This window comes from Actinomadura sp. NPDC000600 (assembly GCF_040492135.1).
Taxonomy (GTDB): Bacteria; Actinomycetota; Actinomycetes; order Streptosporangiales; family Streptosporangiaceae; genus Spirillospora.
Map to the genome: position 1 here is coordinate 129,692 of NZ_JBEUPD010000014.1, position 15,497 is coordinate 145,188.

The 15,497-nt window shown below is 68.0% G+C and carries 18 protein-coding genes and 1 pseudogene; 13 read left to right on the top strand and 6 right to left on the bottom strand.

Annotated elements, in window-relative coordinates:
- Positions 1 to 82: 82 nt before the first annotated feature.
- From ABWI07_RS21460 to ABWI07_RS21485, 6 genes are all read left to right on the top strand, one after another.
- Positions 83 to 1,891 (top strand): hypothetical protein, encoded by a 1,809-nt coding sequence (locus tag ABWI07_RS21460; protein ID WP_353819611.1) that lies wholly within the window; start codon positions 83 to 85, stop codon positions 1,889 to 1,891.
- Entirely contained in the window at positions 1,878 to 2,318 is a 441-nt protein-coding gene (locus tag ABWI07_RS21465; protein ID WP_353819612.1) for a hypothetical protein, read from the top strand. The genes ABWI07_RS21460 and ABWI07_RS21465 overlap by 14 nt, the downstream gene beginning before the upstream one ends.
- 5 nt (positions 2,319 to 2,323) lie before the next feature.
- Positions 2,324 to 2,827 (top strand): hypothetical protein, encoded by a 504-nt coding sequence (locus ABWI07_RS21470; protein WP_149263771.1) that lies wholly within the window; start codon positions 2,324 to 2,326, stop codon positions 2,825 to 2,827.
- Positions 2,828 to 3,222: 395 nt separating this feature from the next.
- On the top strand, positions 3,223 to 4,104 hold the full coding sequence (locus ABWI07_RS21475; protein WP_149263770.1) for a helix-turn-helix domain-containing protein: 882 nt from the start codon (positions 3,223 to 3,225) through the stop codon (positions 4,102 to 4,104).
- Positions 4,101 to 4,295 carry a DUF397 domain-containing protein gene (locus tag ABWI07_RS21480; protein ID WP_353819613.1) on the top strand — a complete coding sequence of 65 codons (195 nt, stop codon included), beginning with the start codon at positions 4,101 to 4,103 and terminating at the stop codon, positions 4,293 to 4,295. The genes ABWI07_RS21475 and ABWI07_RS21480 overlap by 4 nt, the downstream gene beginning before the upstream one ends.
- A gap of 303 nt (positions 4,296 to 4,598) precedes the next feature.
- A complete protein-coding gene (locus ABWI07_RS21485) occupies positions 4,599 to 5,903 on the top strand; it encodes a glycosyltransferase (RefSeq protein ID WP_353819614.1) in 1,305 nt (434 codons plus the stop codon).
- Positions 5,904 to 5,947: 44 nt separating this feature from the next.
- On the opposite strand, the gene ABWI07_RS21490 is transcribed toward ABWI07_RS21485, so the two are convergent.
- Positions 5,948 to 6,739 carry an arginase family protein gene (locus ABWI07_RS21490; protein ID WP_353819615.1) on the bottom strand — a complete coding sequence of 264 codons (792 nt, stop codon included), beginning with the start codon at positions 6,737 to 6,739 and terminating at the stop codon, positions 5,948 to 5,950.
- A gap of 185 nt (positions 6,740 to 6,924) precedes the next feature.
- Here ABWI07_RS21490 and ABWI07_RS21495 point away from each other — a divergent pair, with 185 nt between their 5' ends.
- The 4 genes from ABWI07_RS21495 (at position 6,925) to ABWI07_RS21510 (ending at position 11,141) form a co-directional block, all read left to right on the top strand.
- Positions 6,925 to 7,545, top strand: a complete 621-nt coding sequence (locus ABWI07_RS21495; protein ID WP_353819616.1) for a GNAT family N-acetyltransferase — start codon at positions 6,925 to 6,927, stop codon at positions 7,543 to 7,545.
- Between the two features lie 264 nt (positions 7,546 to 7,809).
- Positions 7,810 to 8,820: a DUF1259 domain-containing protein gene (locus ABWI07_RS21500; protein ID WP_353819617.1), complete on the top strand. Its 1,011-nt coding sequence runs from the start codon at positions 7,810 to 7,812 to the stop codon at positions 8,818 to 8,820.
- Positions 8,821 to 8,973: 153 nt separating this feature from the next.
- On the top strand, positions 8,974 to 9,339 hold the full coding sequence (locus tag ABWI07_RS21505) for an Mth938-like domain-containing protein (protein ID WP_149263764.1): 366 nt from the start codon (positions 8,974 to 8,976) through the stop codon (positions 9,337 to 9,339).
- Positions 9,340 to 9,602: 263 nt separating this feature from the next.
- Entirely contained in the window at positions 9,603 to 11,141 is a 1,539-nt protein-coding gene (locus ABWI07_RS21510) for an Ig-like domain repeat protein (protein ID WP_353819618.1), read from the top strand.
- Here the strand turns inward: ABWI07_RS21510 and ABWI07_RS21515 are convergent.
- Positions 11,122 to 11,529 (bottom strand): YciI family protein, encoded by a 408-nt coding sequence (locus tag ABWI07_RS21515; RefSeq protein WP_353819619.1) that lies wholly within the window; start codon positions 11,527 to 11,529, stop codon positions 11,122 to 11,124. The genes ABWI07_RS21510 and ABWI07_RS21515 overlap by 20 nt on opposite strands.
- A 186-nt stretch (positions 11,530 to 11,715) precedes the next feature.
- Between ABWI07_RS21515 and ABWI07_RS21520 the strand changes: the two genes are divergently transcribed.
- Positions 11,716 to 12,300: a suppressor of fused domain protein gene (locus ABWI07_RS21520; protein ID WP_353819620.1), complete on the top strand. Its 585-nt coding sequence runs from the start codon at positions 11,716 to 11,718 to the stop codon at positions 12,298 to 12,300.
- A gap of 81 nt (positions 12,301 to 12,381) precedes the next feature.
- Positions 12,382 to 12,759 (top strand): nuclear transport factor 2 family protein, encoded by a 378-nt coding sequence (locus ABWI07_RS21525; RefSeq protein WP_149263871.1) that lies wholly within the window; start codon positions 12,382 to 12,384, stop codon positions 12,757 to 12,759.
- A gap of 338 nt (positions 12,760 to 13,097) precedes the next feature.
- Here ABWI07_RS21525 and ABWI07_RS21530 read toward each other — a convergent pair whose 3' ends face one another.
- The 3 genes and pseudogenes from ABWI07_RS21530 to ABWI07_RS21540 form a co-directional block, all read right to left on the bottom strand.
- Entirely contained in the window at positions 13,098 to 13,292 is a 195-nt protein-coding gene (locus tag ABWI07_RS21530; protein ID WP_149263761.1) for a DUF397 domain-containing protein, read from the bottom strand.
- Positions 13,289 to 13,558, bottom strand: a pseudogene (locus ABWI07_RS21535) (Scr1 family TA system antitoxin-like transcriptional regulator); the annotation flags it as partial. The pseudogene ABWI07_RS21535 and the gene ABWI07_RS21530, both read right to left, overlap by 4 nt.
- Entirely contained in the window at positions 13,482 to 13,892 is a 411-nt protein-coding gene (locus ABWI07_RS21540; protein ID WP_353819621.1) for a Scr1 family TA system antitoxin-like transcriptional regulator, read from the bottom strand. The pseudogene ABWI07_RS21535 and the gene ABWI07_RS21540, both read right to left, overlap by 77 nt.
- Before the next feature lie 101 nt (positions 13,893 to 13,993).
- Between ABWI07_RS21540 and ABWI07_RS21545 the strand changes: the two genes are divergently transcribed.
- On the top strand, positions 13,994 to 14,344 hold the full coding sequence (locus tag ABWI07_RS21545) for an ATP-binding protein (protein ID WP_353819622.1): 351 nt from the start codon (positions 13,994 to 13,996) through the stop codon (positions 14,342 to 14,344).
- Positions 14,345 to 14,396: 52 nt separating this feature from the next.
- On the opposite strand, the gene ABWI07_RS21550 is transcribed toward ABWI07_RS21545, so the two are convergent.
- Complete coding sequence (locus ABWI07_RS21550) at positions 14,397 to 15,362, bottom strand: zinc-binding dehydrogenase (RefSeq protein ID WP_353819623.1); 966 nt, start codon at positions 15,360 to 15,362, stop codon at positions 14,397 to 14,399.
- Between the last annotated feature and the right edge of the window lie 135 nt (positions 15,363 to 15,497).

The window sequence follows — 15,497 nt, forward strand, 5'->3', positions numbered from 1 at the left end:
GACCACCGACAAGCCCACCCCACCCGACACCGGGAGCACGTCACCGCACGACCACCCCGGAGCAGACGGCAAGACGCCCCGCATGGACAGCCTCAGAGCAGCAGGCTGGAAGTTCCCCGAGCGACCCGAAGCCGGCAACGGGCAACCCGCCGACCGCGATCCGCAGACCAACGGCTCCACCAGCGGCCCACCCCGCGACCAGGCGCAGCCCCCCGGCACCCCTCCGACCGAAGCCAAGCCGGAGGCAAAGAAAGACCCCGAGACCGACAAGATCGGCACTGGCTCCCAGCCGACCGAAAAGCCTGACGACGACAAAGCCGACCCGGCACAGACCGGCAACGGCAGCCCCCAAGCGGAGAAGTCCGGCCAAGCCAAGCCCGAGGACCCCCGCCAAGACGAGGGCGAGCGCGGCAACGACCGCGAGGCCAAGACCGACCGATCCGAGACCGGTGAGACGGCGAACCAGGGCGACCTCGACAACAAGGACCGCCCCCAGGACAACGCCAGTTCTGCCGGCGACAAGACCGACGAGCCCCAAACACCCCCGCAGCCGCCCTCCCGCCTGGAACACATCGCCCGCACGCGCGAAGCACAACAGCAACACGCAGAAGAACTACGAGCCAAGTTCCAAGACGCCCAGCCGCCCAACGGCACCGCCCAACCAGTTGACAGCGAACCCGGCGACAATGCCGCGCCACGGCAAAACGAGAACGCGGAAGGAAACGAGCCCGGCCCAGAAGCACAGCCCCCAGCCCCCGAGGCATCAATCGGCGAGAACGGTGGCGGCGACCCACCCAACGATCTATCCCCACCCTCCGCCCCCGAGAACGACGGGGACCCCCGTGCATCAGAGACCGGACGCGTTCAGGGCCCAGAGCAGGCCCCCCTCCCCCCGCAGGACTCCCAGAAGTCCGGAGACGGCAGCGGCCAGCCCCCCGAACCACCTGCAGACCGCACGCCACCCACCGAAGGCCAACCTCCGGACCAGCAGAACAGACCACAACCAGGCCGAGAGACCGACCAACGCCCCGAACCTCATGCTGAGCAAGTAGGAGAGGGGGACGGTGAGGAGCCTCTCGGGCCAAAAGAAGGGACCTCAGGCGAACCGAAGGCCGAGGACGGGGTCACCGAGCCACCCGGCGACGGCAAGACAAGCGACCAGAAACCCGACGACCACTCGGCACCCCCATCCGAAAGAACTGACGAGAACACCCAACCTCCGGAAGCCCAAGGCGGCCAAGGCGACGGCCGTGATAGGAATGCCGAGGGGGACGGCAACGAGTCGGCCCCGAAAGAAGCCAATGAGCAAAAACCCGAGGCCCGCCCCAACCCCATCATTTCCGAGATATACACCGACAGCCAAGGCCAAGTACACGTCGAACCCCGATACGGACGACAGCAGACCGATGAGTCCGAGTCCGGCAGGGAACTGGCACGAAACGAACCGGAGACCACAGAACCGGCAGGACTCCCGACCAGGGAAGACCTCGACCCCGTGGGTGCCAGAGGCGGCGAACCGGGCCGCGGCGAACTCCGCGACCCCGAGGACGATCCAGAAAATCGAGAAGCAAATGACGAAGATACGGAGGCCCTTGCTCGCTGGAAGCAGAAGGGACGCGATTTCATCCGAACATCGGATGACGTCGCCGACACTACAGAGAAACTCGCCAAAGACATAGGCAAACTACTCAAATGGGATCGACCGACCGGCACTGCAGTGAGCAAGCCCGCCATCGAAGTTAAGCCACATCACGAAAGCATCCAGGGCGCCAATGCGGCTATAGGAATACTCGGGACGGGGATAGTAGTCTACGAGGTCGCACGCCTTGGTCGCGTCGGAATACGTAAGATCCGAGTCCAAATGACAGGAGCAGAGCGTGCCAATAACTGATAACATGGCCGCCACCTTGCAGGCACAACTTGCAGGCCGAACAGATGATCACTTGAGGCTATTGCGAGAGCTGGACAAGGAGAGTGTTCAGGCAGATTATCCGGTACTGGTTGCCGCAGCCTTCTTTCTCGCGACAAATCGCCGCTTCGGTAAGTGTGACCCGAAGACTGTCAAGTCTCAGATAATTGAGTTTGTGGCTTCTCTTCGGGGAAGGACACCAGAGGCCACAGAGAAAATTGACGCACACATCGCAGAGCGACTGCTGCTGGCTGTTCTTGGCGAAGGATCTATCGCCGACATCGACGACAGGGCAGTCTACACAACCGAGTTGTTCCTGCTTGCAGGCTTGATTGCTGATGCAGATCTGAACGATGCGGAGCTGGCCTCATTCATAACGAAAGCCAGAGCAATGGCCGACGAGGAATAACGCAGTTGACAAATTTCCTAGAGATACAGATCACGGAGGAGAACATACTGGCGCTGCGGTCCTTCCTACTGGAAGGACCGGAGGCGTGGGTCCCCCTGAAGGACAAGATCCAGGCGAACAACAAGACGGCGGCCGGCCACATGTCGCTGCTCTACGGGGCGTTCTGTGTTGCGGTACGTCGGAAATTTTCGCCAGCTTACACGGTCGACGAGATAGTCCAACTCGTGGCCGAAGTACGAGTCAAGGCCCAAGAGGACGCAGGGTTGATCAACGTTCCCTTAGCCGAGGACATGGTTCGCGCTGCCGTCGGCGCACCAACACTTCACATTGGCGGGGCAGACGATTTGAGAGCTGTGCTCTACGCCGAGGTCTTCATCCTGCTCTACCTGATCGCCGAAATGGACCTCGACCGCGCAGGGCTGGAGCAGTTCATCGAGGAAGTCACCGCCTATACCGAGCAGTGGCTTGCGGCGCGGCGGGCCGAAGCCTCCACTTCCGCCTCCTCTTAAATCCTGAGAAGTCTGACTAGATAGCCAATCGTATGCCCTCGTCCCATTCATGGCGGGGTTAATCGTTGTGGTACGGGATCAGCCGATGCCGTGCTGGTCTCACCGCGCGTCTCAACTGGACGGCCGTCGGAAGGGACATGGGAGGTGGCTCGACTCCTGGGTTACTCCCGCAATTCCCGCAAACTTGGGTATGGGCGGCTCACATGGGGACTTATCCGCCTTAACCGGATTGGCGGTGGTCGCACCACCCAAGTTCTGCACGTGCGGATTTTGGCCTCGTATCGGCGTGGCGGGATTTTGTCGAGGCGTGACTTTAATATTGCCGGACATCGTTCGATTGCAGTGAGTTAGCGATCAGTACGGACCGTGTCCTACGCGATATCGGGAGGACGGCCATGCCGAGCCCCTACGTCCGCCGCCGTCGGCTGGCGGGTGAGATCCGCAAACTCCGGGAGAGCCGCGGCCTCACGACAGACGACCTCGCCCGCCTCGTCTTTCACTCCCGGACGAAGATCACCCGCCTGGAGAACGCCCAGATCCGCCCCGATCTGGCCGAGATCATGAACATGCTCGACGCCCTTGAGATCACCGGCAGCCAATACGACCGACTCCTCCAGCTCGCCCGCGAGGCCGCCCAGAAGGGGTGGTGGGACCGGTACGGCATGTCCATGGGCCCTCGACAGAAGCTCGCGGCCGACCTCGAATACAACGCCAGCACCGTCCGCAGCTACGACCAGACCGCGATGCCCGGCGCTCTACAGTGCCCTCCGTTCATCGAGGCTCTCATCAGGCTCGATGAAAGCCAGGGGACGCTCGAATACCAGCCCGACCGGATGACCGAAGCGCGCGAGCATCGGCAACGCGAGTTGCTCCGGCCGGACGGACCGTTCTACGAAACGGTCCTGGACGAGTGCGTCATTCACAGACTCGCGGTGCCACCAGAGGCGATGGCCGCCCAACTCCGTCACATGATCGAGCTGGCCTTGGAGGCCGAGCGGATCACGATTCGCGTCCTGCTGCACAACGCCCGCATCCCTGGGGGCTTCCTTCCGAAGTCGTCCTTCTACCTCTACACGTTCGCCGATCCCGGCGACCACCCGATGGCGATCGTCGACACGGTGACCACAGACCTCGTTGTTACACAGCGGAGCGAGGTCACGAGGTACACAGAAAGATATGACCTCCTGAGAGAGGCCGCCCTGTCCACGGAAGACAGCATCTCCTTCCTTGATCGGGTGGCCAACAGGCTCGCCGACCAGACAGGATCGGGTACATGAGCAAGCACTTCCACGGCTGGCGCAAGTCTGGCTACAGCGAACCCAACGGCCATTGTGTCGAGGTCGGACGGGCTGCCGACGGCACGATCGGAGTCCGTGACACCATGCATCACGGGGACGGCCCGACCCTGGAGTTCAGCAGAGACGCATGGCATCACTTCCTCCGCGAGATCCGGGCAGCCGACCATTGAGCTCATCCGCGCGAGATCGGTCTTGAGGCAAGTCTTTCCTTCTTGAGGCCGATCTTGCTTCTGAGGGCAGGCGCGGCAAAGGGGGAACTCCGGACCGCCGTTCGGAGGATGCGTAGCTCGCACTGGTCTCGGAACTTTGCGAGGCGGAGGCCCCCGTGAGCCAGCGGCGTCGCGCGCGAGGCGCAGGCCGCCCGGTGGCCTTGAGTGCTCATGTTCGGCATAGCCGTTAGGTGGCGCGGTGATGGGCGTGGGCGGTCGGCGGCTGAACTTCCCCCGTGGGAGGGATACGGCTTCAGGGGCTTGATGAGACGATCCGCGCCATACGAGAGTGCGTTCGAGGGCGGTCGCAGGCGGGTGGGTGCGGTGCGGGTTTTGATTGTCGCGGTTGGGACTAGTGGGGATGTCGCTCCGTTCACTGGGCTTGGGGCTCGGCTGCGGGAGGCGGGGCACGAGGTCACCATTGCCGCGCACGGGCCCTTTGAAGAGTTCGTGCGGGTGCGGGGGCTCGGGTTCGCGGCGCTGCCGATGGATATGAAGGCGGAACTGAGCACCGAGGAAGGGCGCAGGTCGCTGACGTCGTCGCCCGCGATGGTGGTGCGGCAGACGCGGATCTATGCCCGGCATTGGGCCGCTATGGCCGACGCGATCGTCGACGCCGCCGAAGGGGCGGAGTTCATGCTCGTGTCGACGATGGGTTGGCTCGGCATCCATGTCGCGGAGGGTCTGCGGATCCCGAGCATGGGCGTCTACCTGCAGCCGATGGACCCGACCCGCGAGTTCCCGCCCGCTGTCATGACCACCCGGTCGCTCGGGGGGTGGGGCAATCGGGCGGCGGCGCGGTCGATGCGCGTCCTTGGGCAGGCGCCGTTCCGGTCGGTGGTGAACGGGCTGCGCGAGCGCCTGGATCTGCCGCCGGTCACGCCCGCGCGGTTCTTCCGGCGGCTGGACGAGCGGGGCTGGCCCGTCGAGTACGGGTTCAGCCCGACCGTCGTGCCGCGTCCCGCCGACTGGCCGCGCGGGCGGGAGGTCGCCGGGTACTGGTGGCCCGAGCCCGCGCCGGACTGGCGTCCGCCCGAGGCGCTCTCACAGTTCCTGGACGACGGTCCGTCGCCCGTGTTCGTCGGCTTCGGCAGCCTGACGGCCGGCGACCAGGAGCGGTACGGCGCGATGGTGACGGAGGCGCTGCGAATAGCGGGGGTCCGGGGCGTCGTGCAGGCGGGCTGGTCGGGGCTGGCTGCGGACGAGGGGTCGAAGGACGTCCTGGCGGTCGGCGAGGTGCCGCACGACTGGCTGTTCCCCCGTATGGCCGCGGTCGTGCACTCCTGCGGCGCGGGGACGACGGCGGCGGGGCTGCGGGCGGGCGTCCCGTCGGTCGGGGTTCCGCTGTCGGCCGACCAGCCCTTCTGGGCGAAGCGCGTGGCGGCGCTCGGGGCGGGGCCCGAGCCGGTCCCGTTCCGAAGGTTGGACGCCGGACGGCTCGCGTCCGCGATCAGGGACGCGGTGTCGCGCGACTCCTACCGCGAACGCGCCCAGGCGGTCGCCGAACAGATCGCGGCGGAGGACGGCGCGGCCCACGTCCTGCGCGCCATCGAGTCCCGGGCGTCATAGGGGAAGCGAGGCCCGGCCGGTCAGATCACGCAGGCTGCGCTCTCTCAGAGGGGAAGCGCGGCGGCCAGGCGACGGATCACCTCGGCGTCGTCGTCATCGCCGGGCTCGCCGGTCGGCATGTGCTCCGTGATGGCCGCTCCGACGACGTCGCGCAGGCCGGAGACGAGGCCGATCAGGCGGTCCGGCGCCACCCCGTCCGGTTCGCGGTAGCCGAGCGAGCCGAACTGCGTGGGTTCGAGGACGTCCAGATCGATGTGGACGTAGACGGGGCCGGCGAGATTCTCGAACGCCGCCTCGAAGTCGTCGACGCCGTGGCGCCGGATCCCGGCGCTCCGGAGGTACTCGTGCTCCGTCGTGTCTCCCGCCCGCTCCCCCGCGATGATCACCTGTTCGGGAGTCAGGGGCCCGTCCGGCAGGAGGGGCGCCGGGCCGTCGCCGAGCAGGGTGCGCAGCACCATCCCGTGGAAGGACCCCGACCGCAGCGTCCGCGGCGTGTACAGGTCGGGGTGGGCGTCGATCCACAGGACCGTGAGCCGGTCGCCGTGCCGGGCGCGGGCGGCGGCGATCGGCGCCAGGTCCACCCCGCAGTCGCCGCCGGCGGTGAGCACGACGTCGTCGATGCCCGCCAGAGCCTCCCGCGTCCTGCGGAGGTTCTCCACGAGCACGTCGAGCGAGCGGACTCCGGCCTCGGGCTTTCCGCCCGTGTCGAGGACCGGGACGTCGACCCGGGAATCGGCCGGGACCACCTCGGCGGTCCGCCGGGCGCCCGCCGACAGCCGCGGCGAATCCCCCAGCCCCGACCCTTGCCACTGCGGCACACAAAGCACAGTCGTCACGTGATCGACAATACGGGTGGCCCTGCCGCAGTAGGCAAGACTCACGTCAGAGCATCTTCACTGAGCTCGGCCTCCACAGCCGCGTCCCAGACGCCGTCGTCGCCCAGGAGGTCGGCCTACTCGGTCGCCGATCACCGCCCGCCTCGCCGAGGAACCCTCCTGACGGACTCTGGGATCATGACCCGGTGCTCACACTGGCGCGGATCGCCGAGGACCCCTGCACGCTGACGCATCGTCTGGAGTCGCGCGACGGTGCGCATCTCGTCTTCCGTCCTCTGGCCCCCGGCGATGCCCAAGGGCTGGCCGACTTCCTCGCCGGGCTGTCCCCCGAGTCCCGCAGGTTCAGCACGTTCGACGGCTACGACCTGGCGGCTGCCCGGGAGCTGTGCGCGGCCATCGCGCGCTACGACAAGCTCCGCCTGGTGCTGGAGGAAGAGCCGTCCGCCAGGATCGTCGGGCTGCTGGAGTTCAGCCTCGCGCTGCCGCCGGGCGACGCCGAGCGCTACCGCCGGGCCGGGATCCGCCTGGATGAGACGACCGACTGCCGGTTCGGCCCCACCCTGGCCGACGACCATCAGGGCAAGGGGCTGGCGACGCAGGTTTTCCCACTGGTCCGGCAGGTCGCGCGACGACTCCGCAAGCGCAGGATCATCCTGTGGGGCGGCGTCCTGGCCGACAACCCCCGCGCGATCCGCTACTACGAGAAGAACGGCTTCCACCGAGTCGGCACCTTCACCGGTCCCGACGCCCAGACGTCCCTGGACATGATCCTGAACCTCGAACCGGCCCCGGGCGAGCAGGCCTGAAGACCCGGGCCATCGCGCCGCCTTCGCGAAAGCGCCCACGTCGTGCAGCGCTGAGGCGGAGTGGTCTCGGCCGGGGCGCGCAATAAGGCGACATGTTCTTGAATGGGTGCTACGTCCCTTCAGGTGCGGGAGTTGACCGCGGGACGCCCTCCTCCGCAGGTCTCGCCCGCCGCCATTCCCCGGATCTGTAGTTTCCATGATCATTCTTCGCGTTCGCGCTTGCCCCGGCGGGGGCAGTGCTTGGAACGAACGGGGGGAAAACTCATGATCATCAATAGTTCATCGGAAACGGCGCGGCGGGGGACGCTCGGCCGGTTCTGCGGAAGCGTCGCACTTGTCGCGGGCCTGGTCGCGTCCGGAATGGCGGGGACCGCGGGCGCCGCCCCGGCGCCGGGCGCGGACACGGCGGGCCCACGGGCCGAGGCGCCGCAGGCCAGGCCCAAGAAGGACCGGCTGCCGGTCAAGGCGATCGAGAAGATATTGCAGGCCGACGGCCACGTGAGCAAGAGCGGGGTCCTCGAGGTCGACATCGACCGCAAGGACCTCCACGTCAGCGGGGGCCAGCCCCGGGTGAAGTTCAAGGACGGCTTCCAGATCCAGCACGAGTTGTTCTTCCAGTCACTCGGGCATGGAAAGGCGATCCTCAACGGCGACCTGGTCCTGCGGCCCCGGGAGATCCAACCGGTCATCGACGCCTTCATCGCCCACGGGATCACGTTCCAGGCGCAGCACCAGCACCTGTACGACCTGCGGCCGATGGTGTGGTTCCTGCACTTCCGCGCGGTCGGGAACCCGATCCGGCTGGCCGGCGCCGCGCGCGCCGTCATCGCCAAGACGTCCACGCCGCTGCCGCAGCACTCGCCGCCGCACCCCAAGACCCCGCTTCCCGTCCGGAAGCTGGCGAAGGTCCTTGGCGGGGACGCCACGGTCGGGGAGAACGGGATAGTCACGGTGACCGTGCCGCGCACCGACCGGATCAGGCTCGGCGGCGTGCTCGTCGACCCGGACCTCGGGGTGTCCACCAGCGTCCAGTTCCAGCCGCTCCGGAAGGGCAAGGCGGCCGTGATCCCGGACTTCTCGATGACGTCCTCGGAGACGCAGCCGGTCATCTCGGTCATGCGTCGCAAGCACTGGCAGGTGGGCTGCCTCTACAACCAGGAGACCGCCGAGATCCCTCAACTGTACTTCTCGCACATGTTCCGCGTGGGCGACCCTGTCGTCCTCGCCAAGCAGATCCGCGAAGGGCTCAACCACACGGCCGCCAAGCGCGCCTGACGGCAGGGTGAGGGATCCGCTCTGAGGCGGCCGGCGGCAGAACCCGCCGGCCGCCTCATCGCTGGGCGCGTGCCGGTTCGGGCAGAACGCCCGGTGCTCCCGCCATAGTGGTTCCGAAGCCGGAGAACAGCCTGTGCCGGAGAGGAAGCCGCAATGGCGACATCACCGCAGATCACACATGTCTCTTGGGGCCGCATGGAGGTGGAGGGCCTCGAACCGGGCAAGGACTTCAAGCTCTTCCCCGGCGGCGGCCGTGCCTGGGACTGGTCCGAGCACGGGACGCGCCACGATCCGGGGGTCCAGCCGGCCGACGTCCAAGAACTCCTCGACCACGGATGCACGGTGGTCGTGCTCAGCCGTGGAATGGAACGACGGCTGCTGACCATGCCGGAAACCCTGAGGATGCTGGAGGAAGCAGGCGTCAAGGTGCATAGGGAAGAGACGACGGCAGCCGTGGACCTCTACAACGAACTCGCCAGGACGACGGCCGTCGGCGGCCTCTTCCACTCGACATGCTGATCGGCGCGTTGGGCGCGGCGCGATCCCGCGCCCGACGGCGCCGGTGATCCCACCGCGAGCAGGACGTCGAGGCGGCCGCGATGTTGCCGATGAATTCGTTCGACCTCGCTCTGCACGCAGTAATCGACATTGCCGTTTGGGGATCAAGAATGGCGGAGACCCTCAGCGATAAGTCGAACACTCGTGGTGAACTGCCGCAGGTGAGAGGCGATCCGTGATCGTCGCTCGGCGGACGCTCGCCCCTACCCGGGAGCGTGTCCCCCATGCCCTCCAGCACCGTCCCGACGCATTCCGCGCACGCCCGCTCCCGAACGCCCGGACGTGCGGCCGCCTCTGCCGCGGCCGCGGCGACCATGACGCTGGCCTACGTCCCCAACCGCTCCGGCGACACGGTGTCGGTGATCGACACCGCCACCGACGTGGTGGCCGCCACCATCACCGTCGGCTCCGGGCCGATCTGGGTCGCGATCGCCCCCGACGGCGCCACCGCCTACGTCACCAACCTCGACGAGGACTCGGTGTCAGTGATCGACACGGCCACCAACACGGTGACCGCCACCATCGCGGACGGCTCCGGCCCTTATGGAGTGGCCGTCACCCCTGACGGCGGCACCGTCTACGTCGCCAACTCCTATGCGGAATCGGTGACGGTCATCGACGCCGCCACCAACACCGCGACCTCCACCATCACCGTCGGGTCCGAGCCGGCCGGCGTGGCGGTCACCCCTGACGGCCGCAGCGTCTACGTCGCCAACGAGGGCACCGACACGGTGTCGGTGATCGACACCGCCACCAACACCGTGGCCGCCACCATCACCGTCGAGTCCAGGCCGACCGGGGTGGCCGTCACCCCGGACGGCGGCACCGCCTACGTCACCCGGTGGGCAGGCGACGTGGTGTGGGCGATCGATACCGCCTCCAACACGGTGACCGCCGCGATCACCGTCGGCTCGCTTCCGATCGGCGTGGCGGTCGCCCCGGACGGCCGCACCGCCTACGTCGCCAACCGGGACAGCGACTCCGTGTCGGTGATCGACACCGCCACCCAGACTGTGACCGCCACCATCACCGGCGTGACCGGCGCGAACGGTGTGGCCGTCAGCCCGGACGGCACCGCCGCGTACGTCACCGGAGACTTCAGGAGCGACACGGTGTCAGTGATCGACACCGCCACCAACACGGTGACCGCCACCATCACCGGTGTCGGCCCCGACCCGTTCGGCGTCGCGATCATCCCGGGCGCCGCCTCCGCGGTCACGGTCACGGCCGAGCCCGACCCGGCCCGGGTCGATCAACCGGTGACCCTGACCGCCGCGGTCTCGTGCAGCGAGGGCACCCCCACCGGCACGGTCGTCTTCCGCGACGGCGCCACCGTTCTGGGCTCCGCCGATCTGCACGGCGGTACCGCCACCCTCGTCCGCGGATTCGAGGCCGGCACCCACGCCATCACCGCCCGGTACACCGGTGACGGCACGTGTCCGCCCGGAGCCTCCGCCCCGACCGCCCTCACCGTCGCCAGGGGCACCTCGACGACCAGGGCATCCGCACTGCCCAGAGCGACGCTGCGGCACGTACCGGTCGCCCTCACCGCCCGGGTCCTCTGCACCGACGGCACTCCCACCGGCACGGTCGAGTTCCGCGACGGCGCCACCTTCTTGGGCACCGTCCCACTGACCCTCGGCGCGGCCTACCTGGTCACCGCCTTCCGCGCCACCGGCCACCACACCATCACCGCCGTCTACAGCGGCGACCGCCACTGCGAGACCTCCACCTCGCCGCCCGTCACCGTCCTCGTTCTCTGAGGTGCTTCGCAGGAGCCCCCGCAGACGGGTTGAGCACTTCAGGGGTGTTTCCGAAGTCGCGGCGTCGGCCGCGTACCCGGGCCTCGTCGACTCCCAGTACGTCCGCCAGCGCCGGGTGGACCCGCCCCGGGTCGATCGTCACGACCGTGTACTTCGCGACCCCCGCCACGACGAACGGGTCCTCTGCCACAATCCGCTCGACCGCCGCACGATCGACACCGCAGGCCACGATGGCGCCGCCCTCCGCCGAGGGCACCGTCTGCCCGGACAACAGGAACGTCCCTTCACGGTGATGGCGCTCCAAGAACAGGACGTGGTCGGCGACGAACGGCTCCGCCGCCTGCTCCGACCCCGTGTACTGCAGGAACAGCAGGTGCACCATGCCCATCCCCTCGGCTCCCCTCGCGAACCGGTACATCATGGCACCCGCCGACCGGCATCCGAGGCAGGGCCGGATACGCACTCGCACTTGTCGCGCACCATGCTTGACGAATCTGCCCGCGCGCGTGCAGGCAGTTGATCTACGCTGGCCGCGCCAGGTGATCGAGGTGGCGAAGCCGCAACTGGGGGGATCATGGTCGAGGTCGCGAACGAGGCTCCCGGCTGGGACGCGATCGAGGCCGCGGTGGCCACCAGAATGGGTGATCAAGAGCCGCTGCACTGGGGGACGAGCAACCTGCCCGGGCAGGGCCTCTACGGCCTGAGCGCGTACCGAGCCGCCGGGCACTGGCTGCTGGTCACGTTCGGGATGACGGAGCTGTTCTCCAAGGACAGCGATGACCCGGACATCAGCGGATGGGGCTACGAGCTGACCATGCGGGTCCCCCTCGACGGCGACCAGCCGCCCGCGTGGTCCCTGCGCCTGCTCGACAAGCTGGTCGAGTACGTGTTCAACAGCGGCAGGCCGTTCGCCGAAGGCCACCGCATGGACGTGGGCGGCCCGATCACCGGCCAGGCGAACACCCGGCTCCGCGCGGTCGCCTTCGCCGCCGACCCTGAACTGCCGCCCATCGACTCCCCCTTCGGCTCGGCGCAGTTCCTGGCCGTCGTCGGGATCACCATCGACGAGCTGGAACGCATGAAGGCCACCACAACGGCCGCAGTGCTCAGCGAACTGGCCGCACACTCCCCCATGCTCGTCACCGACCCGACGCGCTAGTGCTGTGACCGGGATGGTCCACCGTGATCGGAAGGCGGCTCGCGGGCGGAGCGCACGTGCAGCGGCTGGTATTACTGGGGCATGCAGGAAGAGATGGCACGCTCCGCGATCGACACGTTCATCTCCGCGTTCAACGCCTCGGCCGACAGCTATGTGACTGCCCTGCTCTCCCAGGCACTGACCTCAGACGTGGTCTTCTGGGGGCCGTTGGGGCGCAGCGAAGGAATCGCGGCGGTCGAGCGGTTCGTGCTGGACATCCGGCGCCACCCGGCGGGGACCGGCACGATGGCGCGCTGCTCAGCGGTGGACATGCCTGACGAGTGGGCCCGGTACCAGTGGGTCTTCACCACGCCGGATGGAGGCCCCCGCCTGGCGGGAACGGACGTAGTCCATCTGCGGCGGAGCCTCATCGACCAGGTCATCGTCTTTGCGGGGGAGATCGAGCCGTCCACCTCCTGAGTCGTCCTTCTGTCGCTGTCCTTCTCGTGAACTTGCCCCTTTCGGCAGTCCGGGGCTGCGGTTCTTGGTCGGCCAGGCTGCGGCGTTGAGGTGGCGTCCGCCCCAGCGGATGACCTTCTCGTTGCGGATGCGGGCGCGTTCCTTGCGTTGGGCGGCAAGTACGTCGGGGTGGCGGGCGGGGTTGTGTTGCCGTGGAGATGGCCGAGCACGACACGCGCCGCCCTGACCGACACCCGGTCGGAACCCTTGGGTACGGCGACGTCTCCGCGTCCTTCGCCATCCGTCCCCGCCGAGCCGGCCGGTCCCGCAGCCCCCGCCAGGACCGGCCCGCACGCCCGTCAGGCCCGGTCGAGAGCCCCTTCCTTGATCCGCTGAAGCAGACTCCCGAACGCATCACCGCTCACGATCAGCCGTCCCCCATCGGGATCCTTGGAATCCCGGATCCCGACGCCATCGATCAACCCGGCCACCTCGACGCACGCTTCGTCTGTTGCTCCCCCGCTGAACGAGCTCTTCCGCCACGCGCTGGTCACGTGCACTCCTCCATCACCTTGCGGATCAGAGCCCGGGAGGCATCCTCATGGAGGGCTTTCGCTCCGATCCGCTCGAAGTCCATGCTCAACTGCCTAACTTCGGAGGGCACCTCCACCAACCGGCCTCCGCGGAAAGCCCCGATGTAGGCGATGTCCCGAGCTTCCAGACTCATGATCTGGAACGGCCCGTCAAGCCCTATATAGGCTCCGGCAGACCTCGGGAGGACGCGCATGATCACATTGGGGCGCTCGCCGAACTCCAGAAGGCGGTGGAGTTGGGCCCGCCCTCATCACCTCGGCTCCGCCGACTGGACGGTAGAGGACGCCTTCGTCCAGCAGCACGAGCAGCAGAGGCCCTGCCGTGCCACTCAGCAACGCCTTCTGGCGGGCCATGCGCGCGGCCACGACGGTCTCGACATCGGAAGCACCACCGGCTTGCACGAACGCCCGAGCGTAGTCCTCGGTCTGGAACGGGACGGGGATGACCTGCCCGCACCGGGCCAGCGAGTGATCATGTTTTTCTCGCTCGAAGCGCAGCGCGTAGGCCAGAAAGTGCCAGAGAGAGATCTTTGGGTCGAGGGGATCCCGATGGTTGGCCATACTCCCCCCAATGTTTCCGGTTTTCCCAGATACACGCGAGGTTAGCTCGCACGCCCGATCCTGGGCACGGAAAGCCGAAAACACATAGAAAGGGCAGGGCGATGCTGACCACGCCGGATTGCCTGCTGCTCTCCATGCCGGCGTCGAAGGCCGCGCCGGGGCTGGCGCGCACGTTGACGATGGCGCGACTCCGCAAATGGGGCTGCGCACATATTTCGGACGATGCGTTTTTGATCGCGTCGGAATTGATCAGCAACGCCGTGGTGGCCACGCCTGGCGAGGAGATCCGGTACCAGTGCAGCCGCGATGTCGCCGGCGTCCTCATCGCCGTGTGGGACGCCAGCCCGGCCCGGCCGCGAGGCCTTCCGATAGTCGCGGCCCTCGCCGCCGAGTGCGGCTACTCCCCCGACCCCACAGGCGGCAAATGGGTCTGGGCCCGCCTCAAACCATGAGCGTGATGGACAGCACTGCTTGAGCCGGTCTGGCCGAGGTGCGGGCTTCCTCTCAGGGGACCAGCACGATCCTGCCGAACACCTCGCCCGCGTCCATCTTCTGGTGGGCCTGCACCGCCTGATCCAGGGGCAGCACCTCGTGGATGACCGTGCGCAGGTCCCCGTGCGCGGCCTCGGCGAACTGGGACGACCGCACGGCCTGCCTTTCAGGGACGGGCACGGTATCGGAGCTGAACGTGGCGAACGACAGCGACTTGCGAAAGGCATCGATCAGCCGCATGCCGAAATCCTCCGGCGGCTGTCCGCCGACCACTCCGACGGCCACGAACCGCCCGTTGGGGTGCAACCGTTCCAGGAAGTCGGGAAGCCGGGGGCCGCCCACGACATCGATCACCACGTCGAAGCCCGACGGGGCGCCGGGGCCGCCGTCCTCACCGGAACGGTCGAGGACATGGGTGGCGCCGAGGTCCCGCAGGCGCGCGCCGCGCGCCGCCGATGAGGTGGTGACCGCCACCGCGCCCGCACCGACCCTGGCCGCGAGCTGGACCGCCGTGATCCCGATGCTTCCCGCCGCGCCGCGCACGAGCAACGCCTCGCCAGGCGCGAAACGGGCCCGGTCCAGGGCGAAATGGGCCACTACGCCGGAGCCGCCGAGAGTCACCGCGTCGGCGCCGGCCAGGCCGTCGGGCAGCGGCAGGACGTCCTCGACGGCGGCGACGGCCTGCTCGGCGTATCCACCCGCCAGGCCGGTGAACGCCCACACGCGCCGTCCCGTCCACGAAGCGTCCACCCCCTCCCCTACCGCGGTGACGCGTCCCGCGACCTCGCTGCCGAGGAGGTGGCCCTCCCGGAATCCGTGGGCGGCGAGCGTCCCCCGGCGGATCACGGCGTCCACGCCGCCCACCCCGATGGCCTCCGTGGCGATCCGCACCTGCCCCGGGGCAGGATCGGGCGCCGGCAGGTCGACGACCGCCAGCCCCTCCGGGTCGCCGAACTTCTTGATCACGACGGCTTTCATCCTGGCTCCTCAGGGCGATACGTGGACGGGCACGGCCGCGACGGCCGTGGATGGCGAACCGGTCACCATGCCGAAGCCTCACCCGCCACCTGCTGGGACGGGCCGGCGCCACCGCCATCGGAACGTAACGGACGC